Annotated in this window: 20 protein-coding genes; 13 read left to right on the top strand and 7 right to left on the bottom strand. The window is 43.9% G+C overall.

Features of this window, described 5'->3' with window-relative positions; all coding sequences use genetic code 11:
* Positions 1 to 83 precede the first annotated feature (83 nt).
* Both hexR and ABXT42_RS09630 read left to right on the top strand, forming a co-directional pair.
* Positions 84 to 944 (top strand): transcriptional regulator HexR, encoded by an 861-nt coding sequence (gene hexR / locus ABXT42_RS09635; RefSeq protein WP_443627938.1) that lies wholly within the window; start codon positions 84 to 86, stop codon positions 942 to 944.
* Positions 945 to 946: 2 nt separating this feature from the next.
* Positions 947 to 1,132, top strand: a complete 186-nt coding sequence (locus ABXT42_RS09630; RefSeq protein WP_443627937.1) for a DUF6726 family protein — start codon at positions 947 to 949, stop codon at positions 1,130 to 1,132.
* Between the two features lie 66 nt (positions 1,133 to 1,198).
* Here the strand turns inward: ABXT42_RS09630 and ABXT42_RS09625 are convergent, their stop codons facing one another.
* Entirely contained in the window at positions 1,199 to 1,582 is a 384-nt protein-coding gene (locus ABXT42_RS09625; protein WP_443627936.1) for a DUF3461 family protein, read from the bottom strand.
* Positions 1,583 to 1,978: 396 nt separating this feature from the next.
* Between ABXT42_RS09625 and parC the strand changes: the two genes are divergently transcribed.
* Positions 1,979 to 4,270 (top strand): DNA topoisomerase IV subunit A, encoded by a 2,292-nt coding sequence (gene parC, locus ABXT42_RS09620; RefSeq protein ID WP_443627935.1) that lies wholly within the window; start codon positions 1,979 to 1,981, stop codon positions 4,268 to 4,270.
* Positions 4,271 to 4,294: 24 nt separating this feature from the next.
* Here the strand turns inward: parC and ABXT42_RS09615 are convergent, their stop codons facing one another.
* Positions 4,295 to 5,920, bottom strand: a complete 1,626-nt coding sequence (locus tag ABXT42_RS09615) for a hypothetical protein (RefSeq protein WP_443627934.1) — start codon at positions 5,918 to 5,920, stop codon at positions 4,295 to 4,297.
* Positions 5,921 to 6,047: 127 nt separating this feature from the next.
* Here ABXT42_RS09615 and serB point away from each other — a divergent pair, with 127 nt between their 5' ends.
* Entirely contained in the window at positions 6,048 to 6,923 is an 876-nt protein-coding gene (gene serB, locus ABXT42_RS09610) for a phosphoserine phosphatase SerB (RefSeq protein ID WP_443627933.1), read from the top strand.
* Between the two features lie 30 nt (positions 6,924 to 6,953).
* Here serB and epmB read toward each other — a convergent pair whose 3' ends face one another.
* The gene (epmB, locus tag ABXT42_RS09605; protein ID WP_443627932.1) at positions 6,954 to 7,997 is read right to left on the bottom strand and encodes an EF-P beta-lysylation protein EpmB; all 1,044 of its coding nucleotides are present in this window, start codon (positions 7,995 to 7,997) and stop codon (positions 6,954 to 6,956) included.
* Positions 7,998 to 8,039: 42 nt separating this feature from the next.
* Between epmB and efp the strand changes: the two genes are divergently transcribed.
* The gene (efp, locus tag ABXT42_RS09600; RefSeq protein WP_443627931.1) at positions 8,040 to 8,606 is read left to right on the top strand and encodes an elongation factor P; all 567 of its coding nucleotides are present in this window, start codon (positions 8,040 to 8,042) and stop codon (positions 8,604 to 8,606) included.
* A gap of 15 nt (positions 8,607 to 8,621) precedes the next feature.
* Positions 8,622 to 9,590: an EF-P lysine aminoacylase EpmA gene (gene epmA, locus ABXT42_RS09595; protein WP_443627930.1), complete on the top strand. Its 969-nt coding sequence runs from the start codon at positions 8,622 to 8,624 to the stop codon at positions 9,588 to 9,590.
* A 23-nt stretch (positions 9,591 to 9,613) separates the two neighbouring features.
* Here the strand turns inward: epmA and asd are convergent, their stop codons facing one another.
* Both asd and rsgA read right to left on the bottom strand, forming a co-directional pair.
* The gene (gene asd / locus ABXT42_RS09590; RefSeq protein ID WP_443627929.1) at positions 9,614 to 10,465 is read right to left on the bottom strand and encodes an archaetidylserine decarboxylase; all 852 of its coding nucleotides are present in this window, start codon (positions 10,463 to 10,465) and stop codon (positions 9,614 to 9,616) included.
* 9 nt (positions 10,466 to 10,474) lie between these two features.
* Complete coding sequence (gene rsgA / locus ABXT42_RS09585) at positions 10,475 to 11,512, bottom strand: small ribosomal subunit biogenesis GTPase RsgA (RefSeq protein ID WP_443627928.1); 1,038 nt, start codon at positions 11,510 to 11,512, stop codon at positions 10,475 to 10,477.
* A 134-nt stretch (positions 11,513 to 11,646) separates the two neighbouring features.
* On the opposite strand from rsgA, the gene orn reads away from it, so the two are divergent.
* Positions 11,647 to 12,156: an oligoribonuclease gene (gene orn, locus ABXT42_RS09580; protein WP_443629472.1), complete on the top strand. Its 510-nt coding sequence runs from the start codon at positions 11,647 to 11,649 to the stop codon at positions 12,154 to 12,156.
* Positions 12,157 to 12,178: 22 nt separating this feature from the next.
* Here the strand turns inward: orn and nudC are convergent, their stop codons facing one another.
* Together nudC and queG are read right to left on the bottom strand one after the other, a co-directional pair.
* Positions 12,179 to 13,030 (bottom strand): NAD(+) diphosphatase, encoded by an 852-nt coding sequence (gene nudC, locus ABXT42_RS09575; RefSeq protein WP_443627927.1) that lies wholly within the window; start codon positions 13,028 to 13,030, stop codon positions 12,179 to 12,181.
* 98 nt (positions 13,031 to 13,128) lie between these two features.
* Positions 13,129 to 14,301, bottom strand: coding sequence for a tRNA epoxyqueuosine(34) reductase QueG (gene queG, locus ABXT42_RS09570; RefSeq protein WP_443627926.1), 1,173 nt, complete (start codon positions 14,299 to 14,301; stop codon positions 13,129 to 13,131).
* A 144-nt stretch (positions 14,302 to 14,445) separates the two neighbouring features.
* On the opposite strand from queG, the gene tsaE reads away from it, so the two are divergent.
* The 6 genes from tsaE to hflX all read left to right on the top strand — a co-directional run bounded on the left by tsaE (position 14,446) and on the right by hflX (position 20,945).
* Entirely contained in the window at positions 14,446 to 14,964 is a 519-nt protein-coding gene (tsaE, locus tag ABXT42_RS09565; RefSeq protein WP_443627925.1) for a tRNA (adenosine(37)-N6)-threonylcarbamoyltransferase complex ATPase subunit type 1 TsaE, read from the top strand.
* A complete protein-coding gene (locus ABXT42_RS09560) occupies positions 14,961 to 16,364 on the top strand; it encodes an N-acetylmuramoyl-L-alanine amidase (protein ID WP_443627924.1) in 1,404 nt (467 codons plus the stop codon). Before tsaE ends, ABXT42_RS09560 begins: the two co-directional genes overlap by 4 nt.
* Before the next feature lie 31 nt (positions 16,365 to 16,395).
* Positions 16,396 to 18,270 carry a DNA mismatch repair endonuclease MutL gene (gene mutL / locus ABXT42_RS09555; RefSeq protein WP_443627923.1) on the top strand — a complete coding sequence of 625 codons (1,875 nt, stop codon included), beginning with the start codon at positions 16,396 to 16,398 and terminating at the stop codon, positions 18,268 to 18,270.
* A 3-nt stretch (positions 18,271 to 18,273) separates the two neighbouring features.
* On the top strand, positions 18,274 to 19,230 hold the full coding sequence (miaA, locus tag ABXT42_RS09550; RefSeq protein WP_443627922.1) for a tRNA (adenosine(37)-N6)-dimethylallyltransferase MiaA: 957 nt from the start codon (positions 18,274 to 18,276) through the stop codon (positions 19,228 to 19,230).
* A gap of 101 nt (positions 19,231 to 19,331) precedes the next feature.
* Positions 19,332 to 19,568 carry an RNA chaperone Hfq gene (hfq, locus tag ABXT42_RS09545; protein WP_443627921.1) on the top strand — a complete coding sequence of 79 codons (237 nt, stop codon included), beginning with the start codon at positions 19,332 to 19,334 and terminating at the stop codon, positions 19,566 to 19,568.
* 66 nt (positions 19,569 to 19,634) lie between these two features.
* Positions 19,635 to 20,945, top strand: coding sequence for a ribosome rescue GTPase HflX (gene hflX / locus ABXT42_RS09540; protein WP_443627920.1), 1,311 nt, complete (start codon positions 19,635 to 19,637; stop codon positions 20,943 to 20,945).

Here is a 20,945-nt window from a genome sequence, read left to right as displayed (position 1 = left end):
AAAAAGTCACAAAAATATCAAAAATGTTGGTAATATTACTTACATAAATGAACAAATAAGCTAGATTAAAAGAACAGATGATAATGACTAATAATTTATTGCAGCGATTGTCCACACAACAAGATCAGCTTAACCGATCTGAACGCAAAGTGGTGCAAGTGATTGTTGCTGATCCACAAACAGCAACTCGAATGAGTATCGCAGCATTAGCAGAGCTTGCTAAAGTAAGTGAGCCTACAGTTAACCGTATGTGTAGAAGCTTTGGCTTAAAAGGCTATCCAGATTTTAAAATGGAATTGGCTCAAAGTATGGCCCGCGGCATGCCTTATGTAAGCCAAACCGTTAATCAAAACGATACTGCTGCGCAATACACGGATAAAATATTCACAAGTACTATGGCTAGTTTAGACACTGCAAAGCAGCAAATTGACAGCAAGGTGATAGAGCGTGCGGTGGATTATTTAAGCCAGGCCCAACAGATTTGCTTTTTTGGTATGGGTGCCTCTGGCGCTGTTGCTCACGATGCTTTGCATAAGTTTTTTCGTTTCAATATTCCTGTTGTAGCCCATAATGACTCATTAATGATGCGTATGACGGCGGCAGCTTGTAAGCGTGGAGATGTACTAGTGCTGTTATCTTTTACTGGCCGCACCAAAGAGATGGTAGAAGTGGCTCGTATTGGCCGCAGTGCTGGGGCTGTTGTGATTGCAATTACGCAGATAGGCTCCTCCTTGGCTGAAGAAGCTAGTCTAGTGTTGGGTGTGGAATCACCTGAAGACACTGATGTCTATATGCCCATGCAATCTAGAATGATCCAGCTTACCTTAATAGATGTATTGGCTACTGGGGTAATATTGCGCCGTGGTGAAGATTTTCATGGGCATTTAAAAACCATAAAGCAAAGCCTAGCAACCACTCGATTATCTGTAACAAAGGAGCAATAACAATGTTGTATAAGTGGATATTTGCAGCGTTTTTGTGTGTGAGTTTAACGGGTTGCGTGCTAACAAAAATAGTTACAGTGCCAATGAGAGTTGTGGGTGCCGTAGCTTCTGTAGTGCCGGTGGTTGGAGATGCGGTTGATGAAAGTATAGATAATATTGCAGATGCAGTTGATGAAATTCCTTTGTAGTCAAATTGCACAGATAAAAAAACCGCGCTAGGGAAGCCCAGCGCGGTTTTTTATTGTCGAAAAAGTTTATAGCTGTTCGATTTTAGCTCGAATTTCAGCTAGCTTTTCAGCCATGATGCGTTCTAGGTGTACTAGATCTTGTGCGATAGACTCTTTGCTATCTACAGCTTTACTTTCTTCGTTAGCTAGCTTGTTAAGCTCAGTAAGGGCGCGTAATAAAAACGGTGAGATTTCGCTCACTTCTTTCCATTGCTGGCGACCAGAGTCAACCATTACAGTGCGCGTAGCACGTCCGAAGCGGAACTTCTTACTACGAGGTAAAAAAGAACCTTTCTCACGTTTGTAGTATATTTTAAGAATATCAAAATCACCTTCTTGGCGAAGAGTGTATTTGCTAATTGATGCAAAGCTTGTGATACCCATTTCTGTAAGCGTAGGATGTAGCGACATAATTTTTCTCCTTAGAGATTTAAAGTTAAAGTTTTCTTATGAAAATCAATGACTCAACAAATTATTGTCAGGTGGGCTCTGGCGGCCCTGCCTTGCTGGTCTGATGGTTTGTGAGTAAATGTCTATATATTACACAAGCCATCATGGGTTAGTTTTCACTGGCTCTATTATATCGGATTAGTGGTTAAAAAGTAATCAAAATCTGAGCTATATTTCAGTAATTAATGCCATAGGCCTGATTCATTTAAGAAATAGTAGTAGGCATTCAATAAATGCTGGTGGGATCTTTATCAAACCACTTTTTACGGTATACTCAAGCTTAATTTTTTTGATTTAGCATGTGTGTGGCGAGCATTTTAGTTGGCTTGAACTCACTCAAATAGGATGTTTTTTATTATGTCTGGTGTCATCCCTATTGATGAAGGCGTTGAGCGTCTACCCCTTAAAGAATATACCGAGCGAGCGTATTTAGATTACTCGATGTATGTCATTTTGGACCGTGCACTACCCCACATAGGGGATGGCCTAAAGCCTGTACAAAGACGCATCATTTATGCAATGTCTGAGCTAGGGCTCAAAAACTCTGCTAAATATAAAAAATCAGCTCGTACTATTGGTGATGTGTTAGGTAAATTTCACCCTCATGGTGATAGTGCCTGTTATGAAGCTATGGTGCACATGGCGCAAACCTTCTCTTATCGTTATACCCTAGTAGATGGCCAAGGTAACTGGGGTTCATCAGATGACCCTAAATCTTTCGCTGCTATGCGTTATACCGAAGCTAAGCTTGCAGGCTATGCAGAGGTGTTGTTGGGTGAGCTGGGCCAAGGCACAGTAGATTGGGGGGATAACTTTGATGGCACGTTACAAGAGCCTCTGGTGTTGCCTTCTCGCGTGCCCAACGTATTACTCAACGGCGCCACAGGCATTGCTGTGGGTATGGCGACAGATATTCCACCCCATAATTTACGTGAAGTTGTTTCTGCATGTGTTCATTTGTTGGATCACCCTGGGGCAACCACTGAAGAGCTTTTTGAGTTTGTGCAAGGGCCTGACATGCCCACTACTGCAGAGATTATAAGCCCGCCACGTGATTTATTAGAAATGTATAAAACCGGTCGTGGCAGTATTCGTATGCGCGCATTGGTAGATCATGAAGATGGTGACATTGTTATCACGGCTTTACCCTACCAAGTTTCTGGTGCTCGTATATTAGAACAAATAGCTGCGCAAATGCAGGCTAAAAAATTGCCTATGGTGGCCGATTTACGTGATGAGTCGGACCATGAAAAACCCACACGTTTGGTGATTGTTCCCCGTTCAAATAGGGTGGACACGCAGCAGTTATTAAACCACCTTTTCGCTACTACAGATTTGGAGCGTTCTTATCGAGTAAACTTAAATCTCATTGGTGTGGACGGTAAACCTCAAGTGAAAGGCTTGAGCGCTATATTAAAAGAGTGGCTATCATTTAGAATGGAGACGGTTACTCGTCGTTTGCAGCACCGTTTGGATAAAGTGTTAGAGCGGTTGCATCTTTTAGAAGGTTTGTTGACTGCTTATCTAAATATAGATGAAATTATTTCCATCATTCGAGAAGAAGAGAAGCCCAAGCCTGTGCTCATGCAAAGGTTTGAACTATCAGCTTTGCAAGCTGACGCTATTTTAGATTTGAAACTGCGCCATTTAGCTCGCTTAGAACAGCACCGCATTCAAGCAGAGCAAGATGAACTTGCCACAGAACGCGATAAGCTAGAACTTTTGTTAAGCTCTAAAGCCCGGTTAAAAACTCTTATCAAACGCGAATTAACTGAAGATGCATTAGCTTTTGGCGATGATCGACGCTCACCAATTGTTGTGCGTCAAGAAGCGAAAGCGCTGACAGAGCGTGACCTACTAACTACCGAGCCTGTAACTGTTGTTTTGTCTAAGCAAGGTTGGGTGCGTGGTGCAAAAGGGCACGATATAGACCCTTCTAACATGAGCTATAAATCTGGTGATGATTTCTTGCTAATGGTGCAAGCCCGCAGTAATCAAAGTGTAGCCTTTATTGATGAAGGTGGGCGTAGCTATTCTTTAGAGGCACATACATTGCCATCTGCAAGGGGCCAGGGTGAGCCGCTTAGTGGCCGATTTAATGCACCAAGTGGAGTGCAGTTTTCTGCTGCAGTAAGTGCCAAACCTGATCAATTATTACTGATGAGTACCGATGCTGGTTACGGATTTGTAGCTACTTTCGAAGACTTGCTGAGTAAGAATAAAGCCGGTAAGGCAACATTGTCTGTACCTAAAGGTGCAAAAATCATTTCGCCTGAGCACATAAGTCAACTGACAGACACCTGGATTGCAGCAGTGAGCAATGAGGGGCGTATGCTAGTCTTCCCACTACAGGATTTGCCTCAGTTAGCGCGAGGTAAGGGTAATAAAATTATTAGTATATCGCCGGCTCGTGTAGCTAGTCGTGACGAGTTCATGGTGGCTTGTGCTTTGGTTACGCAAACCAGTGAATTGCTAGTGCATTCGGGAAAACGCTATTTGCGTTTGAAGGCTTCTGACTTAGTTCATTACCGTGGTGAGCGCGGTCGAAGAGGCAATAAACTGCCTCGAGGTTTCCAAAAGGTGGATAGTTTGGCTGTAGAAGGCAGTGTGCCTAATGAGGTAGATGAAACGCCTACAGATTTAGCGTAAACGCTAATCTGTAGGTATAAAGCCTTAATTCGTAGTGCTAAAGTGACTTATTTGCATGTCCAACAAGTCTTGATAGTCACTGCTTAAGCGGGCTAAACACACCGCTCCACTGGCCAGTGCTATGCAATTGTCTGCTTGCAGTACGCGTTGCTGCAATTCTGGATGATAAGCCACATTTTGACTGATGACCATATGGTCTTGGCGTTCACGGCGAGACAGCTGTGATGCTTCTTCTGTGAGCGTATTCAACGCTTCTAATACGCCAGTGTGCACTACAATTTGAATATTCAATCCAGCTTTTTGTTGGGTAGCTCTTTGAGCATTAAAGGCTTTGTATAAACCGAAGAAAAACTGTGCAGCACATAGCGCATTCACACAATGGGTCATATGCTCATGAGGTTTATCAAAGGTGACAAGTACATCGTGGTTTTCTTTTGTTTCAATTGCTCCACCATAAATCGCACACACTTGGTCCACCAAGCGATGATAAGACTTAAGCAGTAAGTGCTTTTCTGCAGCGGCCATGGGGCCTTGGTCACGGGTATTGACGTTAATATATAGCAAGCTCACTAAGGGCTCTTCGTCTAGCCTAGCGTGCAGTCCTTCGGAATCAGGGCTAGGCGTAACGGCGCTTGTATTAGTTGATTGAGCAGGGTCAGGCAGCGGATCTGTCATGGCATCATGAATAGGCTCAAAAGCATCTACAGACATACGTATGGGTCGCAATGGGGTGGAGTTTTCACCATTACGCAAATCGTCCATGCTAAATATAGGTAAATGGTTTTCGCTATAGCCTGCAGCGGCCTCAACTGGATCTGCTTGCAATTTGGGTGCAAAAAGTGGATCCCCTAGTTCAGGATCTGAAGATAACTCTCGCGCCAAGCTATGTAATTCTTGATTGAACGCTTCTTGCTGATTAGGGGCTTCTAATTCTGGTTGGTTATCATCGTAATGATCTCCAGTTATTACCCCTTTGCCGGCCGGCATTTCTAGCTCATATTGGTGCTCTGTTTGTGTGTGTAACAAGCGCTCTTCATTAATTGAATTAAATCCTAAGTTAATAATGCCCCATTCATCAAGTCGAGAGTCATCAAGAGGAGGTGCTTTGCCATACTCAAGTAGTTGTTCTTGTGCCTCATGTAAGCGATGCAACGGTTGTACTAATCGAGCACCAAACCACCATCCAAGCACAATGCAAGCTAACAACGCCAAACCTATAGTGGGCCACAATAGTTTTGTGAGTTCGTTAAGGCTTGGCTGCAGGTCTAAAGTGGCATAGCGTAAGTGTAAGCTGCCAATAAGTTGCTCGTTTAACTCAATAGGCAACGTTAAATATTCTGCATCATTAAGAAGGCCCGTTTTAGCAAGCATTTTCCCATCAGCGTCATATACAGCAGCACCAATCAAAGCGCCTTGTTGCCTTAGTTCTGCCAAGGTGACGTTGAGGCTAATGTAGTCTTGTTTTATGATCAAAGGGGCGCTTAAATTTGCTAATTGCTGGCCCATTTTTTCACTTATAAATGTATGTTGTTGACCGGCCACTTCGCTTAGGTGTTGGTAAGTCATCAGCCCTATAGAGCTTCCCGCAATGACAAAGGTGGCAATGAGTAAAAACACTGTCTTTTGAACTAAAGTCAGGCGTGAGTGCATTAGATGTCGAAAAGATAAAATTTTATTGGGCATTAGGTGTTAATCAGCGCTGTATTAAAGAGTAAAAATCAACACCATTCTAACTCACTAATGATAAAATGCTAAGCCCACTCAAGGAGTTGTGTCTATGTTTCACCGCCTAACCTTATTCAATATGACTAATGAAGTGAGTTTTGCAGCCATCGACAGCGTGTTTAACCGGCTACAAACACAAGCGTCAGTTCAAAACCTAAGTGATGATGTGAGTGTTATGGTGCATCAATGGCAATGGAGTAGTAATGATGAGCTAGTGTTTTTGCAGTTAGATACCTTGCTCAAAGAGCAGTCTAAACAGAGTCAGTTTGATTATGTATTACAATCAGCAAATAAGCCTATACAAAAAATAAAGCTAGCAGTGTTTGATATGGATTCCACATTGATTCAAGCTGAAGTGATGGATGAGCTTGCTTATACAAAAGGAATAGGCCCACAAGTGGCAAGTATTACTGCCAGATCCATGGCTGGTGAGTTGGATTTTGAACAAAGTTTTCGAAAGCGCCTAGCCCTACTTGAAGGTTTTGAAACGAGCCAATTAGCAGCTATCAAAAACTCTATTAAGCTAATGCCAGGAGCAGAAAAGCTAATGAAAGGTTTGTTAAGCCAAGGTATATATTGCGTTATATTGTCTGGAGGCTTTAGTTATTTTGCAGATGCTTTAGCAAGCCAACTTGGAATGCAAGGCGCTTTTTCTAATGGTTTGGAAGAGGTGGATGGAAAGCTTACAGGCAAAGTTTCTGGTGTGATTGTGGATGCCGATAGAAAGGTTGAGCTGATGGAGCAGTTGCGCACAACCTTGGGTTTAACACTAGAACAATGCCTTGCTGTTGGAGACGGTGCAAATGATTTGCCTATGCTCAATAAAGCAGGCTTGGGCGTGGCGTTCCATGGCAAACCGTTAGTTAGGCAACAGGCACCTCATCAGATAAATAATCTAGATTTAGATGCTTTACTGTATTTAGTTTAAGTTAGTCTGAGTTATTTTGCTTTGTAGTTTTTAGTTTGGCGAATATAGCGTTTTGCTTAGTTTGCCAGCCTCTTCACGTACAAGTTTTGGTACTAAGTAACCAGACATGCAGGCCTGCATTTGCGCCACTAAAGTTTGGCATCGCTCTAAGCTTACAAAAAAATGTGTGGTGCCAGCTACACGATCTGGCAAATGCAGGTAGTAGGGCATAACGCCCAGATCAACCAAGCGTTCACTTAAGTTTTTCAAACACTCCAAATTATCATTAATGCTGGCCAGTAATACACTTTGGTTAAGTAGTTGCACCTTATGCATACGTAATAGCGCACAAGCTTGCGCGACGTCTAGGGCGAGCTCGTTAGCATGGTTGGCGTGCACCACCATGACACAGGTCAGTCTGGATGCTTCAAGTCTTTGGCATAGCTCTAAAGTGATTCGTTGTGGTAACACAATGGGCAGGCGGCTATGAATGCGCAAACGTTTAATATGTGGGATCTGTTCAATGGCGCTAATTAAATCAAATAATAGTGAGTCTGTTAGGGCTAGTGGATCGCCCCCACTAAGAATAATCTCTTCTATATCAGTTTGTGAGCTAATGTAGTTCAGGCTTTCTTGCCACTGGTTGCGTGAGCGTTTTTGTTCGTCATATGGGTAGTGGCGACGAAAACAATAACGGCAATTGATAGCGCAGTGACTTGCGGCAATTAATAAAGCCCGTCCGTGGTATTTGTGCACAACACCAGGTACTGGGTTAAAGCGAGCCTCTTCCAGCGGGTCATTATTAAACTCAGCATGTGATATGGCTTCTTGTGCCTGAGGCAACACTTGCAATAACAAGGGGTCAGTAGGGTCTTGTGGGCGCATGTTTTGCGCAAAGGCTCTGGGAACTAAGGTCATAAAACCTTGATCGTGAGCTAATAACTCAACTTGTTGTTCTGGGCTAAAATCCAGCGCAGTGAGTAATTCTGTAGGCGTACGATAGGCTTCACGCATCTGTGCGCGCCAGTCATTTGGCAAACTTTTGTGCTTAATCAAGCTAAAAGGGTCAACTTGGGTGATGCTTTGCGGTATCATGAGCGATAGATTTTCCGATGTATATTTGATTAGAGCGATAAAATGGCTAATTATAGCAGTAACGAATTTAAATCTGGCCTTAAAGTAATGCTAGAAGGCGATCCATGTGCCATGGTAGACGTAGAGTTTGTTAAACCAGGTAAGGGTCAAGCTTTTACTCGGGTACGTATGAAAAACTTGAAATCTGGCCGGGTGTGGGATCGCACCTTTAAATCAGGTGAATCCATTGAGGCGGCAGATGTGATGGATCGCAACATGGAATACCTTTATACAGATGGCGAATTTTGGCACTTTATGATGGCAGATGGAACCTTTGAGCAATATGGTGCTGATGCTAGTGCATTAGGTGACAGTATTAAGTGGCTTAAAGAACAAGAAATCTACATAGTGACATTATGGAACGATGCACCAATTGCTGTGGCAGCACCTAACTTTGTAGACCTTGAAGTGACCGAAACTGACCCGGGCCTTAAAGGTGATACCGCTCAAGGTGGCAGTAAGCCTGCAACCTTAGCTACAGGTGCTACAGTGCGTGTGCCTTTATTTATTGAGCAGGGTGAAGTACTAAGAATTGATACCCGCACAGGCGACTACGTAAGCCGCGCATAACCTTAGGACCTTACGATGCCATGGCAACCTAGTGCTGATATAAAGCAACTTAAACAGCGTGCCAAGGTTATAAGTCAAATACGTGCATTCCTTGACGCTCGACACTTACTAGAAGTAGATACCCCCGTAATGTCTCATTATGGGGTGTCTGACCCTCATATAGACTCTATCCCTGTCGCTTTTACTCAAGATGGTGCTTTATCAAGCACACAAATGAATTTAATGCCCTCCCCTGAATATGCAATGAAGCGTTTGCTAGCAGCTGGCAGTGGCAGTATTTATCAGATCAGCAAGGCTTTTCGTAACGGTGAAATAGGCCGCAAACATAATCCAGAATTTACCCTACTAGAGTGGTATCAGCTCAACTATAGTTTAGAGCAATTGATGCAAGAGGTGTCGTGTCTCATTGATACGGTGCTAGTGAATGAGGAGCTTGAGTGGCATTATTTGAGTTATCGTACGGCCTTTGAAAGCATACTATCCATTGACCCATTAACAGCAAGCGACGAGTCTATTAGGCAAAAGGCCATTGCCCTTGTAGATGTGCAAATGGATGCGGATACTCCAAGAGACACTTGGTTAGATTTGTTAATGAGCCATTGTATTGAACCAGCATTACCCAAAGCGTGTTTTGTTTTTGATTATCCAGCCAGCCAGTGCGCTCTAGCACGTCAGGCGCAAGATGAATGGGGTAATAAAGTAGCTCGCCGCTTTGAGGTATATATAAATGGTATTGAACTAGCTAATGGCTACCACGAATTAACCGATGCTATAGAGCAAGCACGGCGCTTTAAAGCAGATAATCAATCAAGGCAAGCTATGGGTAAAGTTGCAATGGCTGCAGATATTAGACTAATACAGGCATTAGAAGCTGGGCTACCCGAATGTTCTGGTGTGGCTTTAGGTATAGAGCGATTGTTGATGTTAGTTTCTGGAGAAAAAGACATCAGTAAGGTGATGGCCTTTAGCCACCACCGAGCCTAGCTCATCTAGTTGTTAAGCCACCTTTAGTTAAGCAGGGCAAACATTTGCCCTAAGCGTGTGGTCGTACCAGCGCTAAGCTCTGTAGGCCATTGGCTTGCCCCTTTTGGCAAACACATCACTACGGTAGAGCCCAATTTAAATCGACCCATTTCTTCACCTTTCTTTAAGTGGATAGGCTCTTGGCTACCGTAGTTAAACTGGCTCACAGCTTTGCCTGTTGGGCATACCAACCCCGCCCATACCGTTTCAACACTGGCCACTATCATTGCCCCTACAAGCACCATGGCCATAGGTCCAAACTCGGTGTCAAAAATAGCCACAACCCTTTCATTACGAGCAAACAAACCTGGCACTTTAGCAGCTGTAGCTTGGTTCACTGAAAAAAGTTGTCCAGGTACATGCACCATGTGTGTAAGTGTGCCATCACAAGGCATATGAATTCGGTGGTAGTCTTTAGGGGCTAAATAAATTGTGGCGAAATTGCCATCTATAAAAGGGTTGGCAAGTTCGCTATTGCCACCTAATAAAGTGGTGAGGTCAAACTCACAGCCTTTGGCTTGGAATAGGTTTTCACCATTTATTTGCCCCAACTGACTAATAGCGCCATCTACCGGGCAAGCTAAATGTTGCGGGTTCATATCAATTGCCCGAGCGCCTGGCTTTAAACTGCGGGTAAAAAAGTCATTAAAGCTTTCAAACTCACTAGGTGTTTGTCTTTGAGCTTCATCCATGTTCACTTTAAAGTGCTTGATGAAAGTGCGTATAAAAGGGTCTTTAATCGCAGGTATAGTGCTGTGGGCCAAAAAGCCGACTAAGCGTGAAATTAAATGTTGTGGTAAAAGGTATTGCATCAATACAAATAAACGATCGCCCATGAAAAATCCTTAGTTGTGTGTGGTGAAGTCGTCTAACGACTCTTTGATATGTTGGAAACTAGACATACGGACAGGGTCGATATGCCCATCTTCTAAAGCTTGAAGTAAAGCACAAGCAGGCTCATGTTCGTGACTACAATCACTAAACTTGCAGTAGCCTAGATAAGGCCTGAATTCGACAAAACCTTCAAGTAAGGTGGCTGTGTCCATATGCCAAAGACCAAACTCACGGATTCCTGGAGAGTCTATTAATTGACCCCCATTAGGGATGTGGAACAGCTTAGCTGTGGTTGTGGTGTGAACTCCTTTGTTGGTTTGTTCAGATAAAGCGCTGGTTTTTATGTCTACACCGGGAAGTAACACATTTACAAGGCTAGACTTACCAACCCCAGACTGACCTACAAACACGCTTACTTTATTATTAAGTTCGGCATACAAAGCTTCAAGGCCAGTTAAAGTTTGAGTTGAAGCACGAATAATACGGTAACCCAGGGCTTGGTAGCGTGCCAACATAGGCTCAAGATGCTCTTTAGCTTCTTCATCTAAGAGGTCAGTTTTGTTGAGTAACAATATAGGCTCTATATCACTTGCCTCGGCGGCCACTAGATAACGATCGATGAGGTTGGCGTGAGCATAAGGTTTGGGGGCGAAAGTGACAATAATTTGATCAATATTGGCGGCCACAGGTTTAAGGTCGCCATACTTATTTGGACGGCTTAAAATACTGTTACGATCATCACGAGCCACAATAACACCGCTTTGATCTGCTGCTTGACGCCAAGACACTTTATCTCCAGTCACCAAAAATCCTAGATTTGAACGTATCTTACAACGGAAAATCTCACCTTGGTGTTGGCCGTGCAAAGCTTCAACGTCTATTAGCGAGCCATAATGAGCAATGATTAACCCTTGTTGCTCAGCAGATAGGTCTCCATGCTCTATAGCTTGCTCTATCGCACCATCTTGTTTATTAGCCCGCGCACGGCGCTCTTCTTGCACTTTATCGATTTGCCACTGCTGGTGACGGGTGAGTTTACGTTTTGCCATGGATAAATAGTATACTGGGTTGTCAGTAAAGGCTTTATTCTACTCCGAAGTGAGGCATAATTCAGTCTATCAATAACACCTAGAGCACTTTTCTTGTGAAACACCCCAAAAATTTGATTTGGTTAGACTTAGAAATGACAGGTCTTGACCCTGAACAAGACGTTATTATAGAGATTGCCACTATTGTCACTGATGCACACTTAAACGTGCTGGGTGAGGGACCATCGATTGTTATTCACCAAAGTGATGAGGTATTGGAGTCTATGAATGCTTGGTGCATCAATCAGCATGGGCAATCCGGACTTACTCAACGAGTGCGTGAGAGTAAAGTGAGTTGTGCTGATGCCGAGCAGCAAACCATTGCTTTTCTTAAAACTTTGGTAGATGGCGGGCATTCACCTATGTGTGGCAATACTATCGGCCAAGATAGGCGTTTTTTAGTGAAGTATATGCCACAGCTTGAAGCGTACTTTCATTACCGTAATCTAGATGTAAGTACGCTAAAAGAGCTTGCCAGCCGTTGGCGCCCAGAGTTGCTTGATGGCCTCAAAAAAGGCGGCAGTCACCTAGCGCTTGATGATGTGCGTGATTCTATTGCTGAAATGAAGTTTTACCGAGATCACTTTTTGAGGATGGATGCCTAGATTAATAAAATCGCACAGATGGCTAGCCATAAATTAAGGTAGCTTCATCTACAAATTGCTTGATTAAGGCACCAGCAATGATGCCTGGTGGAGCGATTTTTTCAGGTAACTGTTTGTAGTGAAACCAGTTTGCCTCAGCGATTTCGATACCATCAACTTTGATTTCTTCACTGGTTGCCTGGGCAATAAAACCAAGCATTAGTTGGCCAGGGTAAGGCCATGATTGGCTTCCAATGTAGCGGATGTTATTTATATTTACACCCACCTCTTCAAACACTTCTCGGTGCAATGCTTGTTCCGCACTTTCCCCAGCCTCAAGGAAGCCTGCTAAAGCGCTGAACCGACCGCTAGCCCAACTGGCATTGCGGGCTAACAAACACCGATCTCCATGAGTAACGACTACAATAATGCACGGTGAAATACGCGGATAATTGTTGATGTTGCAGCTTGTACAAACCATAGCATGCTCTTTATGAGTGGCTTGATTAGGCTGGCCGCAACGACCACAAAAGCGGTGAGTGTCCTGCCAATTTAACAGCTGTACTGCTCTGCAGGCTAGAGAAAAAACCTCTTCACCTGCGATCGCCAGTAAATCCCGAAGAACCGCTGTGTTAAAACCATCAGTGCTGTCAGCTTCGGGTGTTAAATCCCAAACTTCGCAGTCACGAGAAAGCCATTGGCCAAGGGTGATTTTTCTTTTGCAAAAAACATCCAGCTGTTGTGCAACATTACAGTCAATAAACGGGTTGCTTTTTATGTCAGCGTTATTAGCCAATAAAATATCCTGGCCAATAACACCAATGATCCATTTTTCTGCGGTATTTGCAGCCACTGGGCTAGCATAAAAACCATTTAGACATTTAGGGATGGTCACAACAAAAGCTACCTTTTAAGTGTAATCTCTGAGTTTAGCACGAATAAATTTTACTTTGCCCTAGCTTGTTTCTAAAGGCCTTTACAGCGCTGGTATATTTAAAACAAGTACTTTAATTTATGGCCTAAGTGATCTGCCAAGGGTAATGGAGTGATGGGTATTATTTTTGATTTACGCTTTAATAATTGGTTTAAAGCCCAGTCAATATGTTCCGCCACCATAGGCGTAGCTTTGTCGCGTTGGTTTTCTAGTGCTTGTATACTGTTAGTTGTGGCTGGGCCATTGCCTAGCCCAATGGCCAAGTTTCGTTGCCAGCCTTCAAAGCCTGCCCGTCTAATTGGTGAGCCTTGGGTGCGTTCAAGAAACTGTTCCTCACTCCATTGGAATAATTGTGCCAGTTTTGCTTGATCTAAACCATGGCGAGGTTTGAAATCATTTTCTTGAGTGGTGCCAGGTGCCCGATTCCATGGGCAAGCAAGTTGGCAATCATCACAGCCAAATACGCGATTGCCTATTAAAGGCCGCAATTCTTTTGCGATGCTGCCCCGGTGCTCGATGGTTAAGTAAGCAATACATCGATTGGCATCTAATACGTACGGCTGTGGAAAAGCATTGGTTGGGCACACATTCATGCAGGATTCGCAGCGACTGCAATGATCTTTTTGATAAGGCTCATCTATGGGTAAAGGTAAATCAACAAAAATTTCGCCCAACACAAACCATGACCCCTGTTTACGATTAATGAGCAATGTATGTTTACCTTGCCAACCAAGGCCTGCCTTTTGAGCTAAGGGTTTTTCTAGTACCGGTGCGCTGTCAACAAATACACGATGACCAAAGGGCCCTATTAAGGCTTCTATGGCTTTGCTAAGTTGAGCTAGTCGTTTACGCACTAGCTTGTGATAATCTCTGCCTAGTGCGTAGCGTGCTATATAAGCGCGCTCGCCATCTTGTAATGCACTTAAAGTGGTTAGCTTAGGGTCTAGATAATCCATACGTAAGCAGATGATTCGTTTAGTGCCAGGTACTAGCTCCTTCGCTCGGTAGCGCTTGCTACCATGTTTGGACATGTAGTCCATGTTTGCTTGGTAGCCTAGATCTAGCCACTGCTCTAATCGCTCGCCAGCAGTTTCGTTATCGGTGTCAGTAATGCCGCAATCGGCAAAGCCAAACTCGCCTGCCAACTGCTTAATTTGCATAGATAACTGCGCAAGTTGTTGCGGTGTTAGGGTTTGGGTGACGTTAACTGTAGGTGAATTTGGCGTAGGCATAAGCGTTATTCTAACCTAGACGAATCCCTTGAATCTCTAAAAATGAAAAAAACCCATGAAATACTATAACCTAGGCGGTTTTTATTATGCTTTTAGGCTATATTGCACCTTGATAAATTATATATTGTGTAGGTTTTTGAGTTCATGTTTCTAGAGTATCAACAACAAGCCCACGGCGAAGACGCTATGGTGGCTCTAGGTAAGCAGTTTGGAAAGTCTCTAAATGCCATCCCCAAAGAAGCACAAGGCGATCAGATTGTGACAGCGCGAACAGCAGTTACGGTGTTTTTGCAGGGAGATTTGGGTATGGGAAAAACTACTTTCACGCGCGGTGTAATGAACCATTTTGGCCACATAGGAGCCACTAAAAGCCCCACATATACTTTGGTAGAGCCATATCAATTTGGCCAACAACAACTCCACCACTTTGACCTCTATCGCCTAGGGCACCCAGAAGAGTTAGATTATTTAGGCATTAGGGATTATTTTGATGGATCTGCTATTAACTTAATTGAGTGGCCTGATAAAGGTTTGGGTTATTTGCCCATTGCTGATGTGGTGATTACTATTTCTGCCCTAGATCGTGGTCGTAATTTGTGTTTTGTGTCGCAAACAAATAGGGGCGATAAAATCATACGCGGCTTAGATGTGGTCAATACATGAGGGTTTTATTGCTGCTTTTGTTGACCTATTTCTCAACGTCTACTATTGCTGCAGAAATAGAAAATATACGCATTTGGCCCGCCCCAGATAATACACGGGTAGTGCTAGATATTAGTGGTGCGATCACCTTTGAAAAAATCACACTGACCAATCCAGATAGATTAGTGATTGATATAGACAAGAGTACTTTGTCCACATCGATGGCGAAATTGGACTTTTCTAACAGCCCTATACGTGCTGTTCGCTCTAGTCAGCGCAGCGGCAATAAGTTACGTTTAGTGTTGGATTTAGCTTATAAAACTAGCCATAAAATTTTTAGCCTGCCTCCCAATGCGAGTTATGGGCACCGCTTAGTAATAGATTTATCCAACTATCAACTCACCACGCCAACACCTACTAAAGGTGCAGTGAAAAAAACTGTGCCAACGGCTAAATCCTCAACGCCCTCGAAAGTGTCACAACCAAAAAATACGCTCAGTAGTTTGTCTTTGCTAGATAGCCAAAGAGATATAATTATTGCTATTGATGCTGGCCACGGAGGCGAAGATCCAGGAGCGTTAGGGCCTAAATACGGTGGTAAAAAGCTACGTGAAAAACATGTGGTCCTAGGGATCGCCAAAGAATTGCAAGCATTGATCAAAAAGGAACCTGGGTTTGAGCCTTTACTCACCCGCACTGGTGATTATTACATAAGCTTAAGAGGACGTACTAAAAAAGCGCGTAATGCTAAGGCTGATCTTTTCATCTCTATCCATGCGGACGCTTTTAAAAACAGTAAAGCTAAAGGTGCATCTGTGTGGATATTGTCTTCTAGTGGTGCCTCAAGTGAAATGGGGCGCTTATTAGCACAAAAAGAAAACGAAGCTGATTTAATTGGTGGTATTGGTGGCATTAGCTTGGAAGACAAAGAAGATGATGTGGCCATGACTTTAATCGATATGTCGATGAACTATAGCCAATCTGCAGGCCTTGGAGTTGCCAAAGAGGTACTCAATAACATAGGTAAGATTGCTAAATTACATAAAAACCATGTTGAAAAGGCAGGTTTTGTGGTGCTCAAATCGCCAGATGTTCCTTCAATCTTGGTTGAAACAGGGTTTATTTCAAACCCTGGTGAAGCTGCAAAGTTACGCACTAAAACATATCAAAAGCAAATGGCCACCGCTATTTTTAAAGGCTTAAAAAGCTATTTTTATAGCTATCCTATAGCCAATACCTATGTAGCCTCTGTGGTAGAGGCAAAGCGAAAACAGATATCTTATAAGGTAGTTTCTGGAGATACGCTTTCTGCTATTGCTCAGCGATTTGGTACCAGTGTTAAGCGCCTGCAAAGCGTCAATAAGATGACCAATAAATCTGTATTAAAAGTTGGTAAAAAATTAATCATTCCAACAACCTAAACGAAATTCCCATTATGATTGTGAGTATCTAATGACTTCTAAAATACATCAACTTAGCCCACGTCTAGCCAACCAAATTGCGGCTGGCGAAGTGGTGGAGCGCCCATCATCAGTGATTAAAGAGTTGTTAGAAAATTGTCTTGATGCCCAAGCTAACAAGATTGATGTTGACGTGGAACAAGGCGGCGTAAAGCTGATGCGAGTGCGTGATAATGGCACAGGGATTGATAAGCAAGATTTGGCTTTGGCTTTAAGTCGCCATGCTACCAGTAAAATTGCCAGTTTAGAAGATTTGGAATCAGTACAAAGCTTAGGTTTTCGTGGAGAAGCTTTAGCTAGTGTGAGCTCAGTGTCTAGGCTCATCCTTACTTCAAACACACAAGATCAAGATAGTGCCTGGCAAGTCATCACCGAAGGTCGTGACATGGCAGCTCAATTGCAACCTGCTGCACATCCAGTGGGTACTACAGTGGAAGTAAGGGATTTATTTTTTAATACCCCAGCCAGGCGCAAGTTTTTACGTACCGAGAAAACAGAGTTTGGTCACCTAGAAGAAGTCATAAAACGTTTGGCATTAAGTCGCTTTGACGTGGCATTTAGCCTAAAGCACAATCAAAAGGTAATCCATAATTTACGCCCAGCTGACACCCAGTCTGCTCAAGAAAAACGTGTAGCTAGCGTATGTGGCCCTGCATTTATGCAGCAAGCTTTGCACATTGAAATGGAAGCGCCAGGATTAAGATTATGGGGCTGGGTTGGCCTACCTACCTTCTCACGCAGCCAAATGGATTTGCAGTATTTCTTTGTGAATGGTCGTGTGGTCAAAGACAAGCTAGTGGGGCATGCCGTGCGCCAAGCCTATCGCGATGTGCTGTTCCATGGTCGTCACCCAGCGTTTGTATTGTACTTAGAGTTGGAGCCCGCCAGTGTAGATGTAAACGTACATCCTACTAAAAACGAAGTTCGCTTTCGTGATGGGCGCTTAGTGCATGACTTTATTTTCCGCAGTTTGCATAAAACCTTAGCTCAAGTGCGTCCAGAAACTCCCACAGGTGGGACAGTGGAGCAATTGGGGGTCATGCAAGATCCCACCCAATTACAACCTCAAGGGCTACAAGCCGGAGTATTTTCTGGGCAAACGCAGGTGGACTTAGGTCAAGTGGCGGGTAATCCTACGTCATCAATGTCGTGGAGCCCCAGCGCGTCAAGTCAATATTCTCCTGCGCAGATACAAGAACAAAGTAGGGTGTATGCCAACTTACATGGTAATACAGGTGCTGTATCAGGCTCCTTAATAGGCAGCGTAGCTCAAGCAGGAGAGGTGCCACCTTTAGGTTACGCTGTGGCTCAGCTCCACGGTATTTACATTTTATCTGAAAATGCTCAAGGCCTTGTTGTGGTAGATATGCATGCAGCACATGAACGTATAGTGTATGAGAAAATGAAAACCTCATGGGCACAACAGGGTATTAAGGCCCAGCCTTTATTAGTGCCTATATCAATGTCAGTGAGCTCGCGTGAAGCAGACCAAGTGGAAGCGCAGCAAGAGCTATTTACTGAGCTGGGTTTTGTAATAGACAGATCAGGTGCGGAAAGTTTAGTGGTGAGACAGGTGCCAAGTTTGCTGCAACATGCCAACGTAGAACAGCTGGTGCGTGATGTATTAGCTGATGTTCTCACTTACGGCAGCAGTGATCGTATTCGAGCTGCCCATAATGAACTGCTAGGCACCATGGCTTGCCACGGTGCTGTGCGAGCTAATAGAAGATTAAACCATGTAGAAATGAACGCTTTGCTTCGAGATATGGAAATTACAGAGCGTAGTGGCCAGTGCAACCATGGGCGGCCTACATGGACGCAAGTTAGCCTGCCAGATCTGGACAAGCTATTCATGCGAGGGCAATAGTTGGTGAGTGATAACTATTTAGATGCTCCCCAGTTGCCACCCGCTATTTTTCTTATGGGGCCAACTGCTGCAGGCAAAACAGATCTGGCTGTAGAGCTTGTGCAGCGATGCGCATGTGAAATCATTTCAGTTGACTCAGCACTTATTTACAAAGATATGAATATAGGCAGTGCTAAGCCTGACGCCCAAACTTTAGCTCTAGCTCCCCACCACTTAATTAACATACGCGACCCACTTGAGGCCTATTCAGCTGCTTGCTTTCGTGCTGATGCGCTAGAGCTTATGGCACAAATCACCGCGCGCGGTAAGGTGCCTTTGTTGGTAGGTGGCACGATGATGTATTACAAGGCCTTAATGGAAGGTTTGGCGCCATTACCGGCGTCTGAGCCGACATTGCGCGAACAATTAGAACAAGAAATACAAGACCATGGGCTGCTAGCAATGCATCATCGCTTGTGTGAAATTGACCCTGTAGCTGGGGTGCGAATCAACCAAGCGGACCCCCAGCGCATTGCTAGGGCAATGGAAGTTTTTTTATTAAGTGGGGAAACGCTAACTTCTCATTGGGCTAGGCAAAAACAGCAACAATTGCCGTATCAAATCACTTCCATTGGCGTATGGCCAGAAGATAGGGCTGTATTGCACAAGCGTATAGAGCAGCGTTTTGAGAGTATGTTAGCGCAAGGTTTTGAGCAAGAGGTGCTATCTTTAATGGCTCGCAAGGATCTGCATTTAGACTTACCCTCTATGCGTTGTGTTGGTTATCGGCAAATGTGGCAGCATCTAAGTGGTGATTATGACTACGCTACTATGCAGCATAAAGGCATAGTAGCGACCAGGCAGTTAGCTAAAAGGCAGCTCACTTGGCTGCGTAGCTGGCCACAATTACACACTTTTGATAGCCTAGATGCAAAATTAACATTCAATGTTTTGCAATTATTCGATAGAATAGAGCGGTAGCGTAAAGGAGGCGTAAAACGCCTTGCAAGTTTTAGCATATTTACGCAGGATTATATATCTAGCTTTACTCTAAAGTTGGATCAATGACACAAGGAGTTACCATGTCAAAAGGGCAAACTTTACAAGACCCTTACTTAAATGTATTGCGCAAAGAGCGGGTGCCTGTTTCAATTTTTTTAGTTAACGGCATTAAGCTGCAAGGACAAATAGAGTCTTTCGATCAATTTGTTATTTTGCTAAAAAACACTGTTTCACAAATGGTGTATAAGCACGCTATTTCAACGGTTGTGCCATCAAGGCCCGTTAAAATGCCTGCCGAAGAAGATGAGCAGGAATAATCTGTTTAATTTTCGTGAACCCCCAACGAGCACCTCTAGGTGCTCGCTTTGATTTAGGTTATTGCTTTGTTTTTTGAACGTCATGAATCAGGCGAACGTGCAATCCTTGTCCATTTAGAAATGGGCCAAGAAGGAGAGCGTGAAGATGCTAACGAATTAAAAGAGCTGGTTTATTCAGCCGGTGCAGATCCCCTATTAACTATAGGTGGCTCACGAGCAACACCTCATCCAAAAACCTATGTAGGCTCAGGTAAAGTACAAGAAATTAAGTTAGCTGTAGAACAAAATGGCGCTGAAATCGTTATCTTTAATCATGCATTAAGCCCAGGCCAAGAAAGAAATTTAGAGCTTGAGCTGCAGTGCAGGGTATTAGATAGAACCGGTTTGATTCTTGATATTTTTGCCCAGCGCGCCCGTACACACGAGGGTAAGTTGCAAGTTGAGCTAGCTCAGTTAGAACACATGTCTACGCGGTTGGTAAGAGGCTGGACTCACTTAGAGCGCCAAAAAGGTGGAATTGGTCTTCGAGGCCCTGGGGAAACACAGCTAGAAACAGATAGGCGCTTATTGCGCGTACGTATCAACACTATTTTGAAGCGTTTAGGTAAAGTGCGTAAGCAACGTGAGCAGGGGCGTCGTGCCCGCCGGCGTGCGGAAATACCCACTATCTCTTTGGTGGGTTATACCAACGCAGGCAAGTCTAGCTTGTTCAATCAGGTCACAGTTGCGCAGGTGTATGCAGCCGATCAATTGTTTGCCACTTTAGACCCCACTTTTAGACGTCTTGAAATTAAAGATGTAGGCCCCACTATCTTAGTAGACACTGTGGGCTTTATTCGTCATTTGCCACATAAGCTTGTGGATGCCTTTCGTGCTACATTACAAGAAACAGCAGAGGCTACATTATTACTTCATCTGGTGGATGCCAATGATGAAAAGCGTGATGACAATATAGAAGAAGTGGAGTCTGTACTCAAAGAAATTGGTGCTGATGATTTGCCCTATTTGTTAGTTTACAACAAGATTGATATGCTCCAAGACTGCCCAGCACGTATTGACCGTGATGGATTTGGCGTGCCAAGAAGAGTTTGGCTAAGCGCATTAACAGGCGATGGAGTGGAGCTTTTGGTGCAAGCCATTAGTGAGCGTTTAGGGGGCGAAATCTTTGCTCAGCAAATTGTGCTAGAGCCACAGTTTGGTAACCTTAGAGCCCAACTTTACGCGTTAGACGCAGTAGAAAAAGAAGATGTTAACGATCAGGGCCATATGGTATTGGACGTTCGCTTACAAAAGCGAGATTTTTTACAAGCATTAAGTCGCATAGGAATGGATGCAACGCCTTTCGTAGGCCAGCCAGCCAACCCATGGGACTTATAA

The organism is Candidatus Njordibacter sp. Uisw_002, assembly GCF_047730155.1.
Taxonomy (GTDB): Bacteria; Pseudomonadota; Gammaproteobacteria; order Pseudomonadales; family Balneatricaceae; genus Njordibacter.
Note: the sequence above shows the minus strand (reverse complement) of the source record. Positions and strands in the feature narration are given on the sequence as shown.